At 39.7% G+C, this 18,203-nt stretch carries 23 protein-coding genes; 7 read left to right on the top strand and 16 right to left on the bottom strand.

Annotated features, from left to right (window positions below; translation table 11 throughout):
* The first annotated feature begins 53 nt into the window (after positions 1-53).
* Positions 54-533: an N-acetyltransferase gene (locus tag QLQ22_RS10435; RefSeq protein WP_223442052.1), complete on the top strand. Its 480-nt coding sequence runs from the start codon at positions 54-56 to the stop codon at positions 531-533.
* Between the two features lie 50 nt (positions 534-583).
* Here the strand turns inward: QLQ22_RS10435 and QLQ22_RS10430 are convergent, their stop codons facing one another.
* The 4 genes from QLQ22_RS10430 to QLQ22_RS10415 form a co-directional block, all read right to left on the bottom strand.
* Positions 584-1,195 (bottom strand): RsfA family transcriptional regulator, encoded by a 612-nt coding sequence (locus QLQ22_RS10430; RefSeq protein WP_223442050.1) that lies wholly within the window; start codon positions 1,193-1,195, stop codon positions 584-586.
* Positions 1,196-1,302: 107 nt separating this feature from the next.
* Positions 1,303-2,061: an enoyl-CoA hydratase/isomerase family protein gene (locus tag QLQ22_RS10425; RefSeq protein ID WP_252208595.1), complete on the bottom strand. Its 759-nt coding sequence runs from the start codon at positions 2,059-2,061 to the stop codon at positions 1,303-1,305.
* Positions 2,062-2,191: 130 nt separating this feature from the next.
* On the bottom strand, positions 2,192-2,365 hold the full coding sequence (gene rpmF, locus QLQ22_RS10420; protein ID WP_029285043.1) for a 50S ribosomal protein L32: 174 nt from the start codon (positions 2,363-2,365) through the stop codon (positions 2,192-2,194).
* A gap of 76 nt (positions 2,366-2,441) precedes the next feature.
* Positions 2,442-2,963 carry a YceD family protein gene (locus QLQ22_RS10415; protein ID WP_223442044.1) on the bottom strand — a complete coding sequence of 174 codons (522 nt, stop codon included), beginning with the start codon at positions 2,961-2,963 and terminating at the stop codon, positions 2,442-2,444.
* Between the two features lie 229 nt (positions 2,964-3,192).
* On the opposite strand from QLQ22_RS10415, the gene QLQ22_RS10410 reads away from it, so the two are divergent.
* Entirely contained in the window at positions 3,193-4,422 is a 1,230-nt protein-coding gene (locus tag QLQ22_RS10410; RefSeq protein WP_284016582.1) for a nucleotidyltransferase, read from the top strand.
* A gap of 43 nt (positions 4,423-4,465) precedes the next feature.
* Here the strand turns inward: QLQ22_RS10410 and QLQ22_RS10405 are convergent, their stop codons facing one another.
* Both QLQ22_RS10405 and QLQ22_RS10400 read right to left on the bottom strand, forming a co-directional pair.
* Complete coding sequence (locus QLQ22_RS10405; protein ID WP_284016581.1) at positions 4,466-5,485, bottom strand: SepM family pheromone-processing serine protease; 1,020 nt, start codon at positions 5,483-5,485, stop codon at positions 4,466-4,468.
* Positions 5,475-6,275 (bottom strand): patatin-like phospholipase family protein, encoded by an 801-nt coding sequence (locus QLQ22_RS10400; RefSeq protein WP_373464609.1) that lies wholly within the window; start codon positions 6,273-6,275, stop codon positions 5,475-5,477. The genes QLQ22_RS10405 and QLQ22_RS10400 overlap by 11 nt, the downstream gene beginning before the upstream one ends.
* 175 nt (positions 6,276-6,450) lie before the next feature.
* On the opposite strand from QLQ22_RS10400, the gene ylbJ reads away from it, so the two are divergent.
* Positions 6,451-7,662, top strand: a complete 1,212-nt coding sequence (gene ylbJ, locus QLQ22_RS10395) for a sporulation integral membrane protein YlbJ (protein ID WP_223442035.1) — start codon at positions 6,451-6,453, stop codon at positions 7,660-7,662.
* Between the two features lie 114 nt (positions 7,663-7,776).
* On the opposite strand, the gene coaD is transcribed toward ylbJ, so the two are convergent.
* Positions 7,777-8,259, bottom strand: coding sequence for a pantetheine-phosphate adenylyltransferase (gene coaD / locus QLQ22_RS10390; protein ID WP_223442033.1), 483 nt, complete (start codon positions 8,257-8,259; stop codon positions 7,777-7,779).
* A 1-nt stretch (position 8,260) separates the two neighbouring features.
* Complete coding sequence (gene rsmD / locus QLQ22_RS10385) at positions 8,261-8,830, bottom strand: 16S rRNA (guanine(966)-N(2))-methyltransferase RsmD (protein WP_284016580.1); 570 nt, start codon at positions 8,828-8,830, stop codon at positions 8,261-8,263.
* A gap of 654 nt (positions 8,831-9,484) precedes the next feature.
* Here rsmD and QLQ22_RS10380 point away from each other — a divergent pair.
* Positions 9,485-9,865, top strand: a complete 381-nt coding sequence (locus QLQ22_RS10380; protein WP_223442030.1) for a DUF7147 family protein — start codon at positions 9,485-9,487, stop codon at positions 9,863-9,865.
* A gap of 330 nt (positions 9,866-10,195) precedes the next feature.
* On the opposite strand, the gene QLQ22_RS10375 is transcribed toward QLQ22_RS10380, so the two are convergent.
* The 5 genes from QLQ22_RS10375 to ylbD form a co-directional block, all read right to left on the bottom strand.
* Positions 10,196-10,468 carry a YlbG family protein gene (locus tag QLQ22_RS10375; protein ID WP_223443315.1) on the bottom strand — a complete coding sequence of 91 codons (273 nt, stop codon included), beginning with the start codon at positions 10,466-10,468 and terminating at the stop codon, positions 10,196-10,198.
* A gap of 451 nt (positions 10,469-10,919) precedes the next feature.
* Positions 10,920-11,369: a YlbF/YmcA family competence regulator gene (locus tag QLQ22_RS10370; RefSeq protein ID WP_223442029.1), complete on the bottom strand. Its 450-nt coding sequence runs from the start codon at positions 11,367-11,369 to the stop codon at positions 10,920-10,922.
* A gap of 61 nt (positions 11,370-11,430) precedes the next feature.
* Positions 11,431-11,853, bottom strand: coding sequence for a hypothetical protein (locus tag QLQ22_RS10365; protein ID WP_223442028.1), 423 nt, complete (start codon positions 11,851-11,853; stop codon positions 11,431-11,433).
* Between the two features lie 94 nt (positions 11,854-11,947).
* Positions 11,948-12,187, bottom strand: a complete 240-nt coding sequence (locus QLQ22_RS10360) for a YlbE-like family protein (protein WP_223442027.1) — start codon at positions 12,185-12,187, stop codon at positions 11,948-11,950.
* Positions 12,188-12,201: 14 nt separating this feature from the next.
* Positions 12,202-12,597: a YlbD family protein gene (gene ylbD, locus QLQ22_RS10355; RefSeq protein WP_223442025.1), complete on the bottom strand. Its 396-nt coding sequence runs from the start codon at positions 12,595-12,597 to the stop codon at positions 12,202-12,204.
* 175 nt (positions 12,598-12,772) lie between these two features.
* Between ylbD and QLQ22_RS10350 the strand changes: the two genes are divergently transcribed.
* Positions 12,773-13,255: a PaaI family thioesterase gene (locus QLQ22_RS10350; RefSeq protein ID WP_223442023.1), complete on the top strand. Its 483-nt coding sequence runs from the start codon at positions 12,773-12,775 to the stop codon at positions 13,253-13,255.
* A gap of 254 nt (positions 13,256-13,509) precedes the next feature.
* Here the strand turns inward: QLQ22_RS10350 and QLQ22_RS10345 are convergent, their stop codons facing one another.
* A complete protein-coding gene (locus QLQ22_RS10345) occupies positions 13,510-14,547 on the bottom strand; it encodes a CAP domain-containing protein (protein ID WP_284016787.1) in 1,038 nt (345 codons plus the stop codon).
* Between the two features lie 239 nt (positions 14,548-14,786).
* Entirely contained in the window at positions 14,787-15,218 is a 432-nt protein-coding gene (locus QLQ22_RS10340) for a CBS domain-containing protein (protein WP_223442020.1), read from the bottom strand.
* Positions 15,219-15,406: 188 nt separating this feature from the next.
* On the opposite strand from QLQ22_RS10340, the gene QLQ22_RS10335 reads away from it, so the two are divergent.
* Positions 15,407-15,763 carry a YugN family protein gene (locus QLQ22_RS10335; protein ID WP_223442018.1) on the top strand — a complete coding sequence of 119 codons (357 nt, stop codon included), beginning with the start codon at positions 15,407-15,409 and terminating at the stop codon, positions 15,761-15,763.
* 168 nt (positions 15,764-15,931) lie between these two features.
* Positions 15,932-16,990, top strand: a complete 1,059-nt coding sequence (ytvI, locus tag QLQ22_RS10330; protein ID WP_223442015.1) for a sporulation integral membrane protein YtvI — start codon at positions 15,932-15,934, stop codon at positions 16,988-16,990.
* Positions 16,991-17,029: 39 nt separating this feature from the next.
* Here the strand turns inward: ytvI and QLQ22_RS10325 are convergent, their stop codons facing one another.
* On the bottom strand, positions 17,030-18,190 hold the full coding sequence (locus QLQ22_RS10325; protein ID WP_223442012.1) for a GNAT family N-acetyltransferase: 1,161 nt from the start codon (positions 18,188-18,190) through the stop codon (positions 17,030-17,032).
* Positions 18,191-18,203 lie beyond the last annotated feature (13 nt).

The raw sequence follows: 18,203 nt of genomic DNA, 5'->3' as shown, positions 1-18,203 counted from the left end.
TATCTTAAACCTGTATGATATACAACGATCAGAGGCTGCAAGGGGGAGAAACAATGTTTAAGGTAGAAAAATTGCTTATTAATTATAAGACATTAGAGGAATTCAAAAAATTTAAAGAATACGGACTGCAGGAGCTGTCCATGCTTGATGATCTTCAGGATAACATCATAGAAAATGATAGTAATTCGCCATTCTACGGCATTTACTTCGGCGATAAATTAGTTGCCCGTATGAGTCTGTACCGGGTCGATAAAAAGTTCGACGAATATTTTGATCCAAAACAGGATTACCTGGAATTATGGAAGCTTGAAGTGCTTCCTGATTATAAACGAAAAGGCTATGGTACGGCACTTGTTGAATACGCGAAGTCTTACGGTGTTCCAATCAAAACCAATCCAAGAATAAAGTCAGGTGAATTCTGGTCGAGAATGGGTTTTGAGTCCGTCACTTATGACATGGAGCGGGATAAGGGAGAAAATCCTCTTGTCTGGTATCCTGAAGGCGTTTCCGAACAAAAAGGCGAATCTGCGTAAAAATATCCTTTCAATAAAATAAAAGAATGACCGCATCTGCGGTCATTCTTTTATTTTTCAGCTCTTTCCAGATTCCCATTTCGGTCTACTTGAAACTTAACCTTGCGGCTGCGCTCATCGTCTCTCAGAACAGCCATATTTCTTGCGCGTTCCATCATTTCAATCAGCATCATATAATCTTCCTCTACAATCTTCAAATTGCTGTGGATGGTTTCTTTTTCAGCTTGGAGCTTTTCGATTTGCTGCTCCAGATTAATTATTTTTTTAATGAGGCTTTCATTTTCACTTTTTAAGTCTGCAGCACTTCCAGAATTTTCATAGTTTTTCAAAAATGAAATCACTTCATGAAAAGTCAGCGGTACGCCTGCTTCAGGCTGTGATTCGTTTTCAAAAGAGGGCTGAGAAGGTTCAGCTGATTCTTCAGTTTCTTGTTTGCGGATTTTTTTTCGCTGTGCTTTTGCCATTTCAATCGCTGATTTGTATTGTTTTCTTACATAGGAATTCCATCGAAAACCGCATGCAGCAGCCGTTCTTGATAACTTTTTCCCTACTTCTTCGAATGCAGCAAGCTGTGTTCCGCCTTCCCGGATCTGCCTGAGAACAATTTCAGCGAGCATCAAATCCTCATCCTGAGTCCAAGCATCCTGACGTGTAGTAGTCATTTTCTAATCCCCCTAATACGCATTTTTTACATACATATGCGCCTGCTAGAATAGATAGACTATCGAACGTGACAGAAATCCCAGGGTTACAAGCTGTTTTTTACTGTCTATTTTTGGAAGAATTGCCTTACAGCACAAAGATGGTCTTCACCTGCCCATAGCTCTGCACACTTTGCAATTTCTTCCTGCATTCGTTCTTTCAGGCCGGAACGGACCCATTTATTAATCTGAACTCTTTTATACCCTCGTATCACATCAGGATAAGGAATAAGAGACTTTCTTATAAAATCCAAAGCATCTGCTTCAAATGTTTCAGAATGAAAAACGTTCGAAGCGAATCCGAGTTCTTTTGCCTTTTCTGCATTTATTATTTGTCCGCTTGTGAGCATGTACAGGGCTGAATCATGCTGCATTTTTTCAAATAGCATTGTGCTTCCGCCCCACCCAGTTGTAATCGCTTGATTTCCCTGAATAAACCCAAGCGAAGCCTCTTCATTCACTAATCTGAAATCAGCAGAAGCTGCTATTTCCATCCCTCCTCCTACAGCCGTACCATTAATCAAAGCGAATGTCGGTACAGGAAGAGTCATGATTCTGTATAATAGATCCCCCATTTTCGAAAGCATATGCAGCGCTTCTTCAGCAGTCGTGATATTTCCGAAAACAGAAAGATCACCGCCTGAACAAAACGCCTTTCTGCCGCTTCCGGTTATCGTTGCCGCAATCAGTCTTTCATTGTCTTCTGCCACTCCAAGAATCGCTTCTAATTCGTTCATCACATCATAATCAATTGCATTTCGTCGTTCCGGACGGTTAATTTTGATCTCTAATATCCCGTTTCTCTCGCTTGCTAATACTTTCCCCACTTTTATCCCCCTAATAGAACAAGATGAATATCTTTTATTTTATAGAAAGGACCGGCCAAGCACTAGAACATCTTTATATTTCATAAAAAAAACGCAAGGATCAGAGATCCTTGCGTTTTTAATGAAGTTATTATTTGCTAACAACTTCTTTTCCTTTGTATGTTCCACATTCTTTACATACACGGTGAGCTAATTTAACTTCACCACAGTTTGGGCATGCTACCATACCAGGCACTTGCAATTTGAAGTGTGTACGACGTAGTCTTTTTCTTGTTTTAGAAGTTCTTCTAAAAGGTACAGCCATTATTCCCACCTCCTTACAGAGTTTCATTAAAACTTTGTGTTTAAAACAGCCTATATATAAGTGCTAAACAATAGCATTAGCTGTCTTGATCATCGAAGAATTTCGATAAGCCGGCAAGTCTCGGGTCAATCTTGTTTTTGTTATCTTCTTCAGAGATAACTTTCCAATCTTTTCCCTCTTGCGGGGCAGCCTGATCATTTTCTTCAACAGAATCGCTAAAAACCTGCATTGGTACTTCCAAAAGTATGTTTTCTTTAATAACAGGTATTAAGTCAACGATATCTTCTTGAACGTGATGGACATCTTCCTCCATCTCGAAGTCTGCATTCGGTTTTAATAAAAACGTTTCCGTTGTATGAATTTCGAACGGGAATGGAACATCCACTAGCGTTCTTGCACAAGGGAGAATCAGCGTGCCAGTCAGCGTCAAATGAAAAGTTGCTTTAGAAGAGCCCAGATCTGCTCTGCCTTTTACTGAAACAGGTGAAATTTCACGTATTTCAGAAAGCGCGCCTTTCATATCTGTTAATTGGACGGTTTCATCAATTTGCAGTCCCTTGTTTTGCAGTTGGTTCAGTTGATTAATAGACCATTTCATATGGTATCACCTCAAGGCAACAAAGGTAATTATAGCTTTCGCAATAATATTTGTCAATATTTTTTCTTTACAGTGTTTAGTATACATGAATATTGTTTTAATGCAAAATGTTCAAGCTGTTTTTTAAGGTCTTTCATCCATATTTTTTTACAGAAACTTGACTTCATGCTCTGCACGTTTCATGATTTAATTAGAAAAAATGAAAAGAAAGTACCAGGGAGGGATGTTTTTGAAATCAGTTGGGTTAGTAGTTGAATACAATCCGTTCCATAATGGCCATCTCTATCACCTTCAGGCTTCAAAGGAAAAAGCAGAGGCTGATGCAGTCATCGCCGTAATGAGCGGTCATTTTTTGCAGCGGGGCGAGCCTGCGCTTGTCTCAAAATGGAGCCGTGCTAAAATGGCCCTGCAGCAGGGAGCTGATCTTGTCATTGAACTTCCATATGCATTTGCGACCCAAAAAGCAGAAATCTTCGCAGAAGGCGCCATTTCCATATTGGAAGCATTAAAATGCGATTCGGTTTGCTTTGGCAGTGAGAATGGAGACATCTCCCCTTTTCTTGAAACGGCTGAAACACTTAAAGAACTTGATTCAGACTATCAGGATGCTATTAAGTATTATATGAAACAAGGGATAAGTTATCCAAGCGCTCAGACAAAAGCCTATCAATCACTGAATACAGGCGGGCATACGCTTGATTTATCTTTGCCGAATAATATTCTCGGGTATCAATATGTAAAGGCCATTCAAAAACAGGGAGCTGCTATATCCCCCCTTACGATTAAACGTACAGCTGCCGGCTATCATGATGAAGAATTTAATGAAACCCCCATCGCAAGTGCAACAAGCATACGCAAGGCCATTTTCTCAGAAGAAAACAAAGATATCCAATCCTTTGTACCTGAAACCTCCTTGTATCATCTCAAGCAGTATAAAGATAATTTTGACACCTTTCATCAATGGGAGGATTACTTTGGATTCCTGAAGTATACAATCTGCACGATGACGCACGATGAACTGAAACAAATCTATGAAGTGGAAGAAGGCCTTGAAAATAGGATTAAATCTCTCATTCAGCAGGCTTCATCATTTAAAGATTTTATGGAGCAGCTGAAAACAAAACGGTACACATGGACAAGGCTTCAGCGTCTTTGTCTTCATATTTTAACCAGAACAACCAAGGAGCAAATGAAGCTCGAGGAAGCAGCAGCCCCTTATTTGAGACTTCTCGGCATGTCTTCGCAGGGACGCACATATTTAAACCGTATAAAAAAAGCGGTTGATAAACCAATTGTTTCAACTTTGTCGGCATTCAGCCACCCGCTGCTTAATCTGGACATAAAAGCAGCTTCCGTATACGCCATGATTTTCCCTGAACCGATTCGGTCTCAGTTTATGCACAGCGAATATTCAACAAGACCTGTTCAATATGACGAAAAGGAAAAACTGTTTTTATAGGACGTACCAATAAAAAAGTGACTTCGCGATGAAGTCACTTTTTTTATTTCTCTTCTAATGTTTTAAGATAATCTACTGCGTCATCAAACGTATCAATCGGCACAATTTTCATATCCGTTTCGATATCTTTGGCAGTTGCGGCTGCTTCTTTATAATTAGATGCAGCAATTCCGTTCTGATTCGGGGCGAGGAAGATTTCTGCCCCTGATTTGTCGGCAGCAACAATTTTCTGCGAGATCCCGCCTATTGGCCCGACAGTTCCATTTTCATCAATCGTACCGGTGCCTGCAATGTTATAGCCTTTTGTATAATCTTCTTTCGTAAGCTGATTATAAATTTCAAGAGTCATCATCAGGCCTGCAGAAGGACCGCCAATATTGTTTGTATCAAGCGAAATCTCAGGGTCGGTAATCAATTCTCTGTCTGTCACAAGAGATATACCGATCCCGACTTTCTTTTTGTTATCCGGAAATTCAGCTGCTGTAATTTCGGTTTTGCCCTCTTTGCCATTGCGGTCATATGTAACATTGATCTTATCGCCTTTTTTCTTTTGGCCGACGTAGGCTATAAACTCTTCTGCTGTTTTAAATTCCTTCCCGTCGACTTTAAAAATACGGTCTCCTGCTTTAAGTTTGCCCTCTGATGGCATCCCATCTACAACTTGCATAACGTAGATTCCGTGAAACTTGTAATCCACTTTTTTGCCTGCCTTTTCATATGCTAAAGACACAGCAGATTCCTGAGAAGATTCCATCATATGCATTTGTCTATTTAGATAATCATCATCTGATTCACCTTCTTGAACGACATCTTCAAGCGGCAAAAGCTCATGGTAAGGAAGGATATTTGCAAGGGTGTAGGAGAAAATATTCGCCCTTCCAAATCCAACGGTTGTAAGCGAAAAGCTGCCTTCTTCCTCATAGCCGCCATCAACTTCAATGATCGGCTCGAGCTCTGTTGCCATGCCAGGCTTTGTTACGTAATAAGGGAGTTTAATAAAATTCAGGACCGCTGCTATGATCACTCCTATTAAAATGGCCCTGACTACTTTGTTATTCTTCATCTTGCTGTGACCCCTTCCAACTCTCTATCAGCTCTTTTATTTCGTTTACATGCTTTCTTGCTTCGTTTTCACCAATTTCAATGATTTCTTTTATGTTTTTAAATGCTCTTGAACTATATTGCTCTACATGCGGACGTATCATAATATCCGAGGCAATTTTGCGGTGATGAACAAGCTCATCCTGCATAATATCAAGGCTCTGCAGAATCACATCAAAAATAGACGTGATTTCTTCTGTCTTTTTCACATGCGAAACATCTACAGCAATGACAAGATCTGCACCCATCTCTTTTACAACCGAAACGGGAATCCTGTCGATCACTCCGCCGTCAATAAGGAGCTTTCCATCTATTTTTTCGGGAACAAAAATACCTGGAATGGCGATGCTTGCCCGTACGGCATCTGCAACCGGTCCTTTCGTAAAAACCACTTTTTTCCCTTCGTATAAGTCTGTTGCAACAATCGACAGCGGTATATCCAAGTCTTCAATATGCTTGCCTCTTGTAAACACTTTAATAAAGTCTTTTACCCGGTTTCCTGCAATAAAGCCCATTTTAGGCACCGTAAAATCCAAATAATATTTGCGTTTAAATAGTGTGGCAAGTTTATATAAATGATCAAATCCAAGCCCTGTTGCATAAAAACTGCCTACTAAAGCACCCATGCTGCTGCCGGCAATCATGCTGATCGGTATCCCCTCTTCACTAAGTACCTTCAATACTCCCAGATGAGCAAAACCTCGTGCTCCTCCAGATCCTAAGGCAAGACCAATTTTAGGTTCTCTCTTCAAAGAGATACCCTCCTCTAATGTCAATTCATCCGTTAGTCAATTCTATGGTCTAAAATGGTCCCCTATTCTCGTATATTGAACTATCAAAGAGTGTACAACCCTACAGGGAAGATTGACTATATTTTATCATTATCCGCTTTGAAAAGTATAGAAAGAAGCAAGAGGGGGCCGTATTTTGAACGCAGCTAAACTTAAAACACTCATGCTGGGATTATCAATGATCATCCTTGCATTTGCTATGATCATCAGCCCCAAAGTTTCTTTTACTGCTTCTAAAGCAGGGCTTGAGCTTTGGTGGGGTATCGTTTTCCCGTCTTTGCTGCCCTTTTTCATTCTTTCCCATCTGCTGATCGGTTTTGGAATTGTCAGGTTCATTGGTGTGCTTTTAGAGCCGGTCATGAGACCTCTTTTTAAAGTTCCTGGAATTGGAGGCTTTGTATGGGCAATGGGATGGGCATCAGGTTCACCCGCAGGCGCAAAGCTGACGGCAGAGATGCGGAAAAAAAATCAGCTCACTGCGCTTGAAGCTGAAAGACTTGTATCATTTACGAATTCTTCTAATCCATTATTTATTTTCGGAGCCGTTGCAATTGGATTTTTCAACAATCAGGCTCTTGGTCTGCTTCTGGCTGCTGCCCATTATTCCGGCAACTTGGCTGTGGGTTTAACCATGAGATTTCACGGAAGGGAACAGGCTGATCCTTCAAAAACCGGCTACAAGAGACCGTCCATAAGAGAAGCGTTCAGACAAATGCATCAGACGCGTATGGAAGACACAAGGCCAATTGGAAAAATGCTTGGCGATGCTGTTCTTTCCTCTATTCAAACGCTGCTGATGGTAGGAGGATTCATTATTTTATTTTCTGTTTTAAATAAACTATTATCCCTATTATCGATAACAGATTTCATCGCTATAGCCTTCTCCTTGCTGCTCGCGTTTTTTCAATTGTCTGCTGAACTCAGTATTCCGCTTGTATCAGGCATGTTTGAGATGACACTTGGAAGTCAGCTTGCAAGTGCGGCTAATGTCGACTTGCTCCAAAAAGCAATCGTAACAAGCTTTTTGCTCGGCTTCAGCGGTTTGTCCATACAGGCTCAGGTTGCAAGTATTCTTGCAGAGACGGATATCCGCTTTCAGCCGTTTTTCATCGCAAGAATTTTGCAGGGGGCCTATGCTGCATGCTTTGCATGGATCTTCTGGAAGCCTGTTTATTTGGAACTGGCAACCTCAAACGTTTCTGTTCTGCCCGTTTTTCTCACAGAGGATACCCCCGTTCTTCTTGCGTCTATCTGGAGTCTTCTCACAGAAATTGGACCGATAATTACGATTGCCTCGTTGTTCATTTATGTTTTCATATATGCAGGGAGGGTTATTTCAAAGAATTAGCATATTGAGAATTGAGTGGGTGCAGCACACAATAGTTTATCAACCGTAATTTTTTTCCTCATATCAAAAAAAGTGACCCCATTAGACGCAATCTAGTCAAGGGGTCACTCTTTTTTATCGGTTAAATTTCTGCTTCAGCGCTTTTTCAACTGATTTAGGAACAAGCTCCGAAATATCGCCGCGGTATTTGGCCACTTCTTTAACGATACTTGAGCTTAAAAATGAATATTGGTTGTTTGTCATCATGAATAACGTTTCTACATTGGCATCGAGCACCCTGTTCATGGAGGTGATCTGCATTTCATATTCAAAATCAGATACTGCCCGCAGACCTCTCAAAATCGTGCTGGCATTCTTGCTGTTAGCATACTCAATCAATAGACCCTTAAACGATTCTACCACAACATTCGGCATATCCTTTGTCACTTCCATTAAGAGTTCACAGCGTTCATCCACATTAAACAATGGGTTTTTCGACGAATTATTCAGCACACAAACATACACCTTATCAAATACTTTTGCTCCGCGTTTAATAATATCCAAATGTCCGTACGTCACAGGATCAAAACTTCCCGGACAAACAGCAATGCTTGCCATTTTACTCCCCCGTCCCTTGTTCATTATAAATATAGATGGACACTGCACTTATGCCGTATGATTCATAGCGTGTGAGTTTATAGGCGCCAATCTCATCCGGCAATGTTATGCCGGCATCATGTTCTGCCACAATTATGCCGCCGTCTTCCACTAAACGAAATGAATCAATCAATTCGATAAGCGCTTTCAATTTTTGTTGCTTGTACGGAGGATCCAAAAAGATAAGCTTAAAAGAGAGCTCTCTTTTCGCAATGGCTTTTAACGCTCTCTCCGCATCATTGCGGTAAACCTCTGCCTGATCCTTGAACTGGCAGGCTTCTAAATTTTTATGTATAGTTGCAACTGCTTTGGCTTCCCTGTCCACAAAAATGCATTTATCAATGCCTCTGCTTAAAGCTTCAATCCCAAGGCCGCCGCTTCCGCCAAACAAATCAACAGCAAGCCCGCCATTAAAATAGGGGCCTATAATATTAAAGATCGATTCTTTCACTTTATCTGTCGTTGGGCGTGTGGACATACCCGGCACTGCTTTCAAAGGCCGCCCTTTACAGCTTCCTGATACTACTCTCATCTTTCTCACCACTGTTATTTTGTCTTTGCTGCTAGAATTTAGCCTGTTTTATCGTATCATAGTGCGTGGGCAGAGACAATATGGAAAAGCTGTGCCCGCTGGTCTTGATTAATCGGCAAATAAAATTCACTAAAAAAGCCAGGCTGCCTTTTAAGGAGACTTTGTTTTCTTCTTGAAATCTGAATCCAACTCTCCATCTAAGATTTCACAGGAAAAAGCATGATAAATCCCTGATTCCTAAATGCTGGTGGCTAATGAGAGTCTTGTCATACCATTGAAAATCGTCCTGCTAGATGAAATGGTTTTGGAGTTTAACTCACTGAAAACAAGAAACCAATTCACAGGCAGCCAAACTAAAAAAACCCCGCAGGAAACCTGCAGGGTCCTTCTATTCCAAAAAAAGCGGACTTTTTTTGGCAGAAGGCAAAGGGAGAGGAGAAACCGGAGGAAGAACTTATGGGGAAACGTAAGTCTTCTCCGCGGTTGGCAACAACATCTTCGATTCGATGTTGTTACTATACATTATCCACCAATAGAGTTCACACTATACATTTCTATAAACTTTTTTCCGGATAAAAATTAGGACATCATCTATCTAACTGAAATCAAACATGTTACATTATGATGAGAAAGAAAGAACAGGAGGAATTCAGTTTGATACAGCGCTTTATTGAGCTTGGAGCCGGCTATTCGGATCTGTATGAATTAATTGAAACCACACAGGCGAATGCTCATCGTGTTTCAAGATTTTTAATACTGAATACAACGATAAATGAAAGAAAAATGTCGTCTTTTGCAGTCACTATGAATCCTACAGACCCTGGACAATTCCAGGCTATTTACTTATGCCTTGAAGGCATTTCCTCAGGAAGCAGCAAACGCCGTGAATTATTTGAAGATCTCGCAAAAAAGCTTGAGAAATCGATTATAGAGCTGGATGTCAAATCCTCCAGTCAATTTGCCGAAAAAGAATTATATTTTCAATACCTGACTGGCATTCTCAGAATGAACCGGTATTTGCCGCCTTGGCAATAACAAAATGCGGAATCGGCCGGTTTGCAGGCAGACTGATAAGACTCTGTCAGTAAAGGCGCTTTTTACCTATACTGGCAGATCTGTTCTGACCGAGTGGCTGGAAAGTGCAGCTGGACAATATGAAAAGCAAAATCTCATTATCCAATTTTATAAATTTATTATTTAAGATCAGCTTTTGAACAATTAGCTGATTTACTTTCTTTTTAGACTGATTTTCTATTTTATTGCCGAAATTCTCCCTTAATAGCTATTCTTCTGCTCTTTTAAACTACTCAAAACAACCAATTGAATACATGCAAAAAGCGCAATCCCAAGGATTACGCTTTTCTTCTATAGACCAAGTTTATAGTCATATTCTTTTGCTTTATCAATTTTTGATTCGAATTCCAATTTCAGAAAGGGCTTATATGACGGCTCAGCGTGCTTTACAAATGAAAAGGATGATACCTTCTCTATTGTAGGTTCAACATGTTCCATGTCACAATATAAGACAACATACTTTAATTTCTTGGATACGTAATGGATGTTTCCGAATTTACGGAGCATTTTGATCTGCTTTAAGGAATGCATCCAGATGATAATGCCTTGACGCTTTTCAAACATCATAAATAATCTCCCTTTTTATATTCTCCACTTGAAGTGTACCAATTTTCTAATTTTTTTACAATAAGCACCTGAAAACATCTCTGCAAAAGGAGCTGAATGTTTTGATTCTGAGCCATACCGTCCAATTATTTTTAGATAGGATGAATGCAGATGAAACATGTTCATGCTGGATAAAAAAAGCTGCAGGTATACCGTTTCTGTATGTCCAGGTGAATTCCGGGAGGGCACTCGCGGATATTACGCTCAAGATTGAGAAAGAGTCCCGTTTTGCAATGAAGGGAAAACGGCTTACGTTTGATTGCATCTTTGTCAGAGAAGACAAGAATTTATATGTATTTCGGCATCGTTTTTATGTGCCTCAGGAAAAAATGTTCTGCTGCGGAAATTTGTGCGAGGACTGTATCCGTCTTAAAAAAGGAACTTAAAAAACGAGGACTGGCCTCGTTTTTTAAGATGCTTTGCAGCCGCATCCCCCGCCTGAGCCGCATCCCCCGCCACAGCTTGACCCGGTATCAAAAAACGGGTTCCCTGTGGGCACTTTGATATGCTGTGAAACGGCTCTGCCGAGTTCGGCGCTTATTTCATCAAGCAGCGATTGAAGCTCTTTCTCTGCTTTTTTAAAGGCAATCACTGCATCATGAAGATCAAGCTCGCGCTTTGCTTCCCTCATGGCCTTTGTGATTTCTTTATAGTCCGGATGATATTTGCCGAAACGCTGGACATCTTCGTATAAATCCTTGATTTCAACAAATTTGGCTATCACCTTTTGTGCAGATTTATCTTTATTCAATGTATTTAAAGTGCGGCGATAGTCTTCCGCAATTTCTGACTCAACAACTAACGACCCAAGAAGCTCAGCTTCGTCGATTAAATTGACGCTTTCTATAGTAGCAAACATAGACGGCATCACCTCCAGCTATATTTTAACATGTTTCTGCCGGAATGGTAAATGCATCGTCTCACTGTACAGTGACGTTCCACGTTTTTTTTAAGTGATATTTTGAGGAATCATTGTGCAAAAGTTCAAGGGAAATCGTATGTGTTCCTTTTTCTAAACCTTTAATGATAAATGCAGCTGTATGTATTTCATCTGTTTTTTTTTCATCAACATACAGATTCATGTATCCTTCACCATTTACTTTTTTCCCGCGCTCATCTGAAAACGTAAAATTGGGAACAAAGCACTCTATATAAACATTGCGCCCTTTTAGATGATGATTGACAAAAAGCTGTCTCCCTGTTTGAGCACCTGCTTCAACTGCATCCTGCTGTGTTATGCTGATTTCCATGGGAACAGCATTTCCTTCTGGACGGGGTTTTTCATTCGTGCAGGCTGTTAAAGATACGAGCAATAAAAACAGCAGCATAAAGTGTTTCAACAATAACAACGCCTCCTTATGGAGGTAGTTTCACCAGATTTATATCAAATATGTTTTTAAATAAAAAAAGAAAGTCATGGTGAAGACTTTCTTTCCATCAATCCTGCTGCCTCATTGCCTGAAACATCCCAAGCATCATGGAAGCCATTTGAACTGAGTTTGAAAACTGAGCTACTTTGTGCGGGATGGTTTTTTGATAATAATTCATCATGGCAAGTTTCATCGATTCTGTATCTTGAGGATTTCTTGCCAGCTTTCTGTACCAATGCGGCTGTTCCCTCAGAAATTTTTTAAATTCATTGTCTGCTGCAATCATTTCCTGAATTTCTTTTCTCATGATTTCGCTCCTGCTTAATCTTTCCTGAAAGAAAAGGGATGGTTTGGTGTGTTCGACTGACTAGATGATGAGCCTTTTGTAAGCCCGAAGGTTGAAAATAAGTTTTGAATAGATGAAATGGTGTTGTTCATGTTATACAAATGCTGATTCATTTGATTGGCATCCATGCTTTTAACAGCTGTCATCATCCTGGACATAAAATCGGACTTCTTTTCTGCCGTACTTTCAGACTCATCTGACTCTTCTCTGTACTTCTTCCATGAGACATCATTTTCTCCAAGCAAATACCAATCTTCAAATAGTTCCTGCCATTTTTTCTCGCCTTTTCTGACTTCAGTAATCAATTTAGGATGTTTTTTTACAAATTCCTTAAATTCTCCAATAGAAGGATGTTCTTTTTTTTCTGTCATTATCTGATCACCTCTGCTTACCTTCGCCTGCTATATTTTATTTGACCGAATGAAAACGGTTCGCCCATTTTATGCTTTTTTCCCATTTCGAGCAGGCTTTAAGAAAAATCCTGATTGCACAATATTTGGGAGTACTGATAAGATGAAGTGGAGGATAGAAAGGATTGGGTGAGAGATGGAAAAGGAAGAACTGACGCGCTTATTGGCTGAATTAAAAGAAGAAGATGTTCCAGTTTTAAAGCTGTTTCTTGAGGGACTGAAAAAGAAAGCGGAGAAAGAAAACGGATCTTACATAGGTGCATTGCTACATGCACAAGGCGAATATACCGAAAATCAATTCATATTAACCATTCCCAATACGGCAATTATTCAAAACTCCCTGCACATTGTACATGGAGGAATTACTGCTACACTGCTTGACTCTGCAATGGGATCACTTGTACATCATATTTTGCCTGACCATCTTGCTGCTGTTACATCTGAAATGAAAATTAATTATGTTGCACCTGGGATCGGCACAGAACTAAAATGTATAGCCTCTCTAATCCATAAGGGCAGCAAAACAGTTGTTACTGAGGGCAAAGTCTTCCGTGATGACGGCAAATTAATGGCTCATTGTACAGCAAGCTTTTTTATTATCGATCGACCTAAACGGTAAGTCAGGAGAAAGAAATGTTTCCTTTTTTTAAAAAGACATGTTATTTCTGTAAGAAAAAATCTAAAAACACAGAAATCTATTTTGGCGATAAACGGGCAAAAATTCATGTTTGTCATCTTTGTAAAGGCTATGCTGAGAGACGTGCTTTTAAAAAGGCATAGATCCTTTTTTCCGGCTAAAGCTTCTGCCGCACGAATTCGATTTTTCACTCAGCAGAAAAGACACCCGCAATGGATGTCTTTTTGCTGTGAATATCAGTCATTAAAAGGTCTGATAAAATTTTGTGTGTAGTAAAGCTCATTCACTCCGACACCAAGTCTCGTAAAATCAGGGTTCAAAAGTGTGTCGCGGTGGCCATTGCTGTTGAGCCAGCCCTCAACCGCCGCTATTCCGTCAATGTATTGGGCTGCAATATTTTCTCCAGCCATCTGATAAACTACATCCCCTTCTTTCAAACGGTCTGCAAGCGACCCTTCAGTCGGAGACTCATGTGAAAAGTATTCATTTGAAAGCATATCTCTGCTGTGCAAAAAAGCTACGTCTGATGTCATTTGATCCCACTCTACAGGAGGGATATCGTGACGGTTTCGAATGATATTCGTCAGATCGAGGATTTGATTTTCTGCCCCTTTTTCTACAGCCTTCCATTCTTCCGCATTAAGCGGTTTAGGCTGAATGAGTTCACCCCGGTAAACAACCTCATAAGGCCGCTGCTTTACTAAGGTTTCTTCATCTAAAGCTCTGATGCTTGAAAGTTCGCCATCAAACTTATCTAAATAAAGCTGAACATAAACGTCTCCCATTTTAACGATGGGTCTCGTATTCATATCTTCTTCAGACATTTCAAATCGGTAAGAATTGCCGTCAAAATCTATTGATATACTTGAAGATATCGAATTTGTTTTAAAAACCTCACCGACAGGCTGGCCTAATTTATACGGCTTTACATTCACTTCTTGCCCGATGGCATATACTGTGACAACTTTGTTATCGAGTACCCCAACCTGAAGGTACTGCTGTTCGTTCTGGTTATAAATCCACCATTCGTAGTCATAGGCTGAAGGATCTTTTCTTGCAGGCTCCCCAAGCGTTTCAATGATCTCACCTGAAGATTTTCCGACAAAAGAAAGCACACCTGAATGCGGCATATTTAATTCTTCATTTGATTCATTTGCAATTTGTTCATTTTCATCTATTTGTTTAATCGGTTCCTTATTTCCATATTGAATAAAAAGAATATAAGTAATAAAAATAACCAGCAATAAAAAAACGGTTTTTAATATACTGCTCAGCTTAAATCCCTCCAGGTCACTCATTTCTACCATTATATGAACCATTAGATTCATTATACTACTAAACAGTATTTCACAAGATTGGCAGATAGTATATCCTTTTATAGGTCATTTAATCAAAAATGGCAGCTTTTTTCAATTAAGATGTCTGAAATATAGTTTTTCCAGCTTATGATTCACAAGTTTTTTCTTCCATATAAAAAGGAACATGCCCAATCAATGGCATGTTCTTTCATCGCTTAATGTAGATGATGATCATTCTTTTCGGAAATTGTCGTCAGGGCTGCCCCTGCCTGCTGATCTGTCAGCTGATTTAGGGATAAGTCTCCAAGTGAGACCATTCCGACTATATGTCCATTTTCTACAACTGGAAGCCTTCTGATTTGATGCTCCGCCATAAGCTGTGCCGCTTCATCTGCAGATGCATCCGGACTGATTGTGCAAAGATGATCGCTCATCACCTTCGTCACTTGATAAGATCCAGGATGTTTTTCTGCGATTCCTCTTACAACTAAATCACGATCCGTAATCATCCCGAGCAACTGATTGTTTTCAACAATTGGAATGGATCCTACGTTCCATTCTTTCATTTTGACCGCTACCTCGAATACATTATCAAGCGGTGTGCATGCCTGGATGTCATTAGACATAATATCTCGAACTTTCTGCATAAAAAATCCTCCCTGAAAGTAATAATAAAGATCATTCTGCTAATGTAGTTTGGCCCAAAAAAAGATAAAGATGTAAATTATCAGGTAAAGATTGAAAGTTCCACGCATTCGTACTATGATTGAAGAGGAATTCATTAAAGCGCTTTACTAATGAAAATGCCGTAAGAAGGTTTAGGAGGGTATACATAATGAAGTTGGAAAACACAGGACTGGATGGATTGACAGTTGAATTAGCAAGACTGGATGAAATTATGGATGAGCTTGGCATTGTTCGTGCCGGTCAGTGGGATTATGAGCGTGTTACATATGATCGTAAATTCGAAAACAAAGATGAAACGTTTTATCTTCGCATTCCTGGATATGCAGTAGAAGGAGACATTGGCGGAAAGCATGCAGTGGTAAAATTAATGACACCGCTTCTCGGCAAACACTATTATCCGCACGGAGTAGAATATGGCGAAGGCGAAAACTTTCCAAATGCCGTTTTAAGTACAAGCCAGAAATTGCTTAAGCAGCTCAAAGAAGAAATTGGACGAATCGTTTAAAGTCATACACGCAAAAGCAATCACTGCTTTTGCTTTTTTATTTACCTATAAAAAACAATTCATTCTCCTCATACTGACAATTATATTTTCATAATTGTTATAAAAGCCTTTCTGCACACCGTCCTTTCGTACTATAATTTAAAGAGAACCATTGAAAGGAGCAAGGGATTGTCTACAATACTCTCAAAACGAAATTTCCTCATCATTACATCCATTATTGTGATAGGGCTGATTGTTTACTTTCTTCTGCCCATTTCGATTCCCTTGATTATGGCTTTTATAACAGCGTTATTATTGGAACCTCTCGTAAGGCAATTCCAAAACCGCGCTAAGCTCAAACGGAAAATGGCCGTATTGGCAGCATTTTTAATCTTTCTGTTTACCATTTCCATCAGCGGTTACTTTCTTACAACTAAAGTAGTAGGCGAAGCCATTCGGACAATTGAAAATGCACCTAGCTACATAAATGAAATTACGATGGCGTGGAACAATTTTGAAAAACGGATTACGAATTCTGCAAAGGATCTTCCGCCGAAGTTTGTAAATGAAATCAGCAATCAGATAGAAGAATTTCTTGAAAAAACAAAAGCCGATCTTGCAAGCTCGGTCAATATAGATAATGTTAAAAGCATCTTTACAAACATTCCTAATTATATGGTAAACATGCTGGTTTACTTGATTGCATTATTCCTGTTTATGATTGAGCTCCCGCACCTTAAAATAAAAATGTATGAACATATGAAGGAAAATACTGCTCAAAAAGTAAATTTTATGGTTACCCGCATGTCTTACGTTATTTTTGGTTTTGCAAAAGCCCAGTTTTTAGTAAGCATTATTATCTTTGTGGCATCCTTTATTGGACTTCTCCTGATAGCCCCTGAAATTGCGCTTGTTATGTCAATTATTATTTGGATTATTGATGTCATACCTATCATTGGATCGATCATTATTATGGGCCCATGGACTCTTTATCATCTCATTTCAGGCGATCCGGTGCTTGCAGCAAAGCTTGGCATTCTGACAGCTGTTCTTTTGATTATTAGACGTACCATCGAGCCTAAAGTGATGGGTAGCCATATCGGGTTATCCCCTCTTGCGACTCTTATCTCAATGTATCTTGGATTAAAGCTGTTTGGTGTTCTTGGTTTTTTCATTGGCCCAATGATTTTGATTTTGTATAATTCTGCGAGAGAATCAGGCATTATCCGTTTTCATTTTAAATTATAGGCAGTATAAAAAGGCTGGACGTTTATCGATCAGCCTTTTTCAAATGCGATCCATGCACATGGATTTTTTTAATGGAATCATTTGCTCAAGCAAATGCAGATCTTCATTTGGTCCTTTAATAAGACCTGCATCGTAGAGAGAGGCAGGTTTCATGTATCTGAAAAGAACGGCTGTTAATGTGGATATATCCAGCTGAAGACCGCGTTTAGGAGGGTGTATACAGACGCTTCCAGCAGCAGACTTCCGAAATTGAGTGATCTCTCCTTTTTTTATGAGATACGTTCCGCTGTTCCAGGCTGCAAAGGAATCATGGATGTGCAGAAAAAGCGGCTTTTCATGAGGCTCAAACAGGGATTGCTTTAAAAAAGATTCGACATCAACAATTCTCCCCATTATCGTGGGCTTAACCTCTGATAGAATGAAAGGATTTTTCAGAAAAAAAGAAAAGTGATCCTTCTCGAAAGTTCGCCAAATCAGCTGCTCATATCTTACATCCTTCTGACAGATACAGGTCCAAAGTGATTTTTTGGCTGCATCGTTATGGGCGATGCACTCATCTACATACAGATTCTGATTTTCAAGCCTATAAATCATATACCCATCAGCGCTGCCATCTTTATGGAAATGAAGGTAAACACAATGATTTTCTTTTAATATTCCTTTTTTCCACCATTCTTCCGATCTGACGATCAAACCGTTATTTTCTTTGCTGAAACGGTCATAAACCTTTTGAAGGAACGGCAAAGCGAGATCCCGGCTAAACTCTTTAACATTGCTGCTTCCTCCAAATGTACGGAGATGGTGACTTTCCTTGTTCACCGTCCATGTTTTTTCATTTGAAATTAATTCCCATCCAAATTTTCTGTAAAAGGGGATTGAGAATGGATTCAGATACGAAATGGCACAGCCTTGATTCTTCATCTTGACTAAAGCTTCAAATAGAAGCTTGTCCAGTTTTTGCTTGCGCCGCTCTTCCGGCAAAAAAGAAATGGATGACAGCCCTCCCATCTTTACTTTTTTCCCTGAAAAATAAATATCAAAATCCAGAATGTGTACTTTAGCAACAAGTCTCTCACTGTCAAAGTCACCCAATATCATTTCCTTCGGGAAGCGGCTTCTTTCTGACCGATCGCTCATCAATGAGTGCTGCGATAAACGGACAACCTCTTCATAATCTGTCTCTTCTGCTTTACGAATCATAACGTCTCCTTCT

It is taken from the genome of Metabacillus hrfriensis (genome assembly GCF_030127205.1).
Taxonomy (GTDB): Bacteria; Bacillota; Bacilli; order Bacillales; family Bacillaceae; genus Bacillus_P; species Bacillus_P dongyingensis.
The sequence above is the reverse complement of the archived record's forward strand: the minus strand, read 5'-3'. Positions and strand labels throughout refer to the sequence as shown.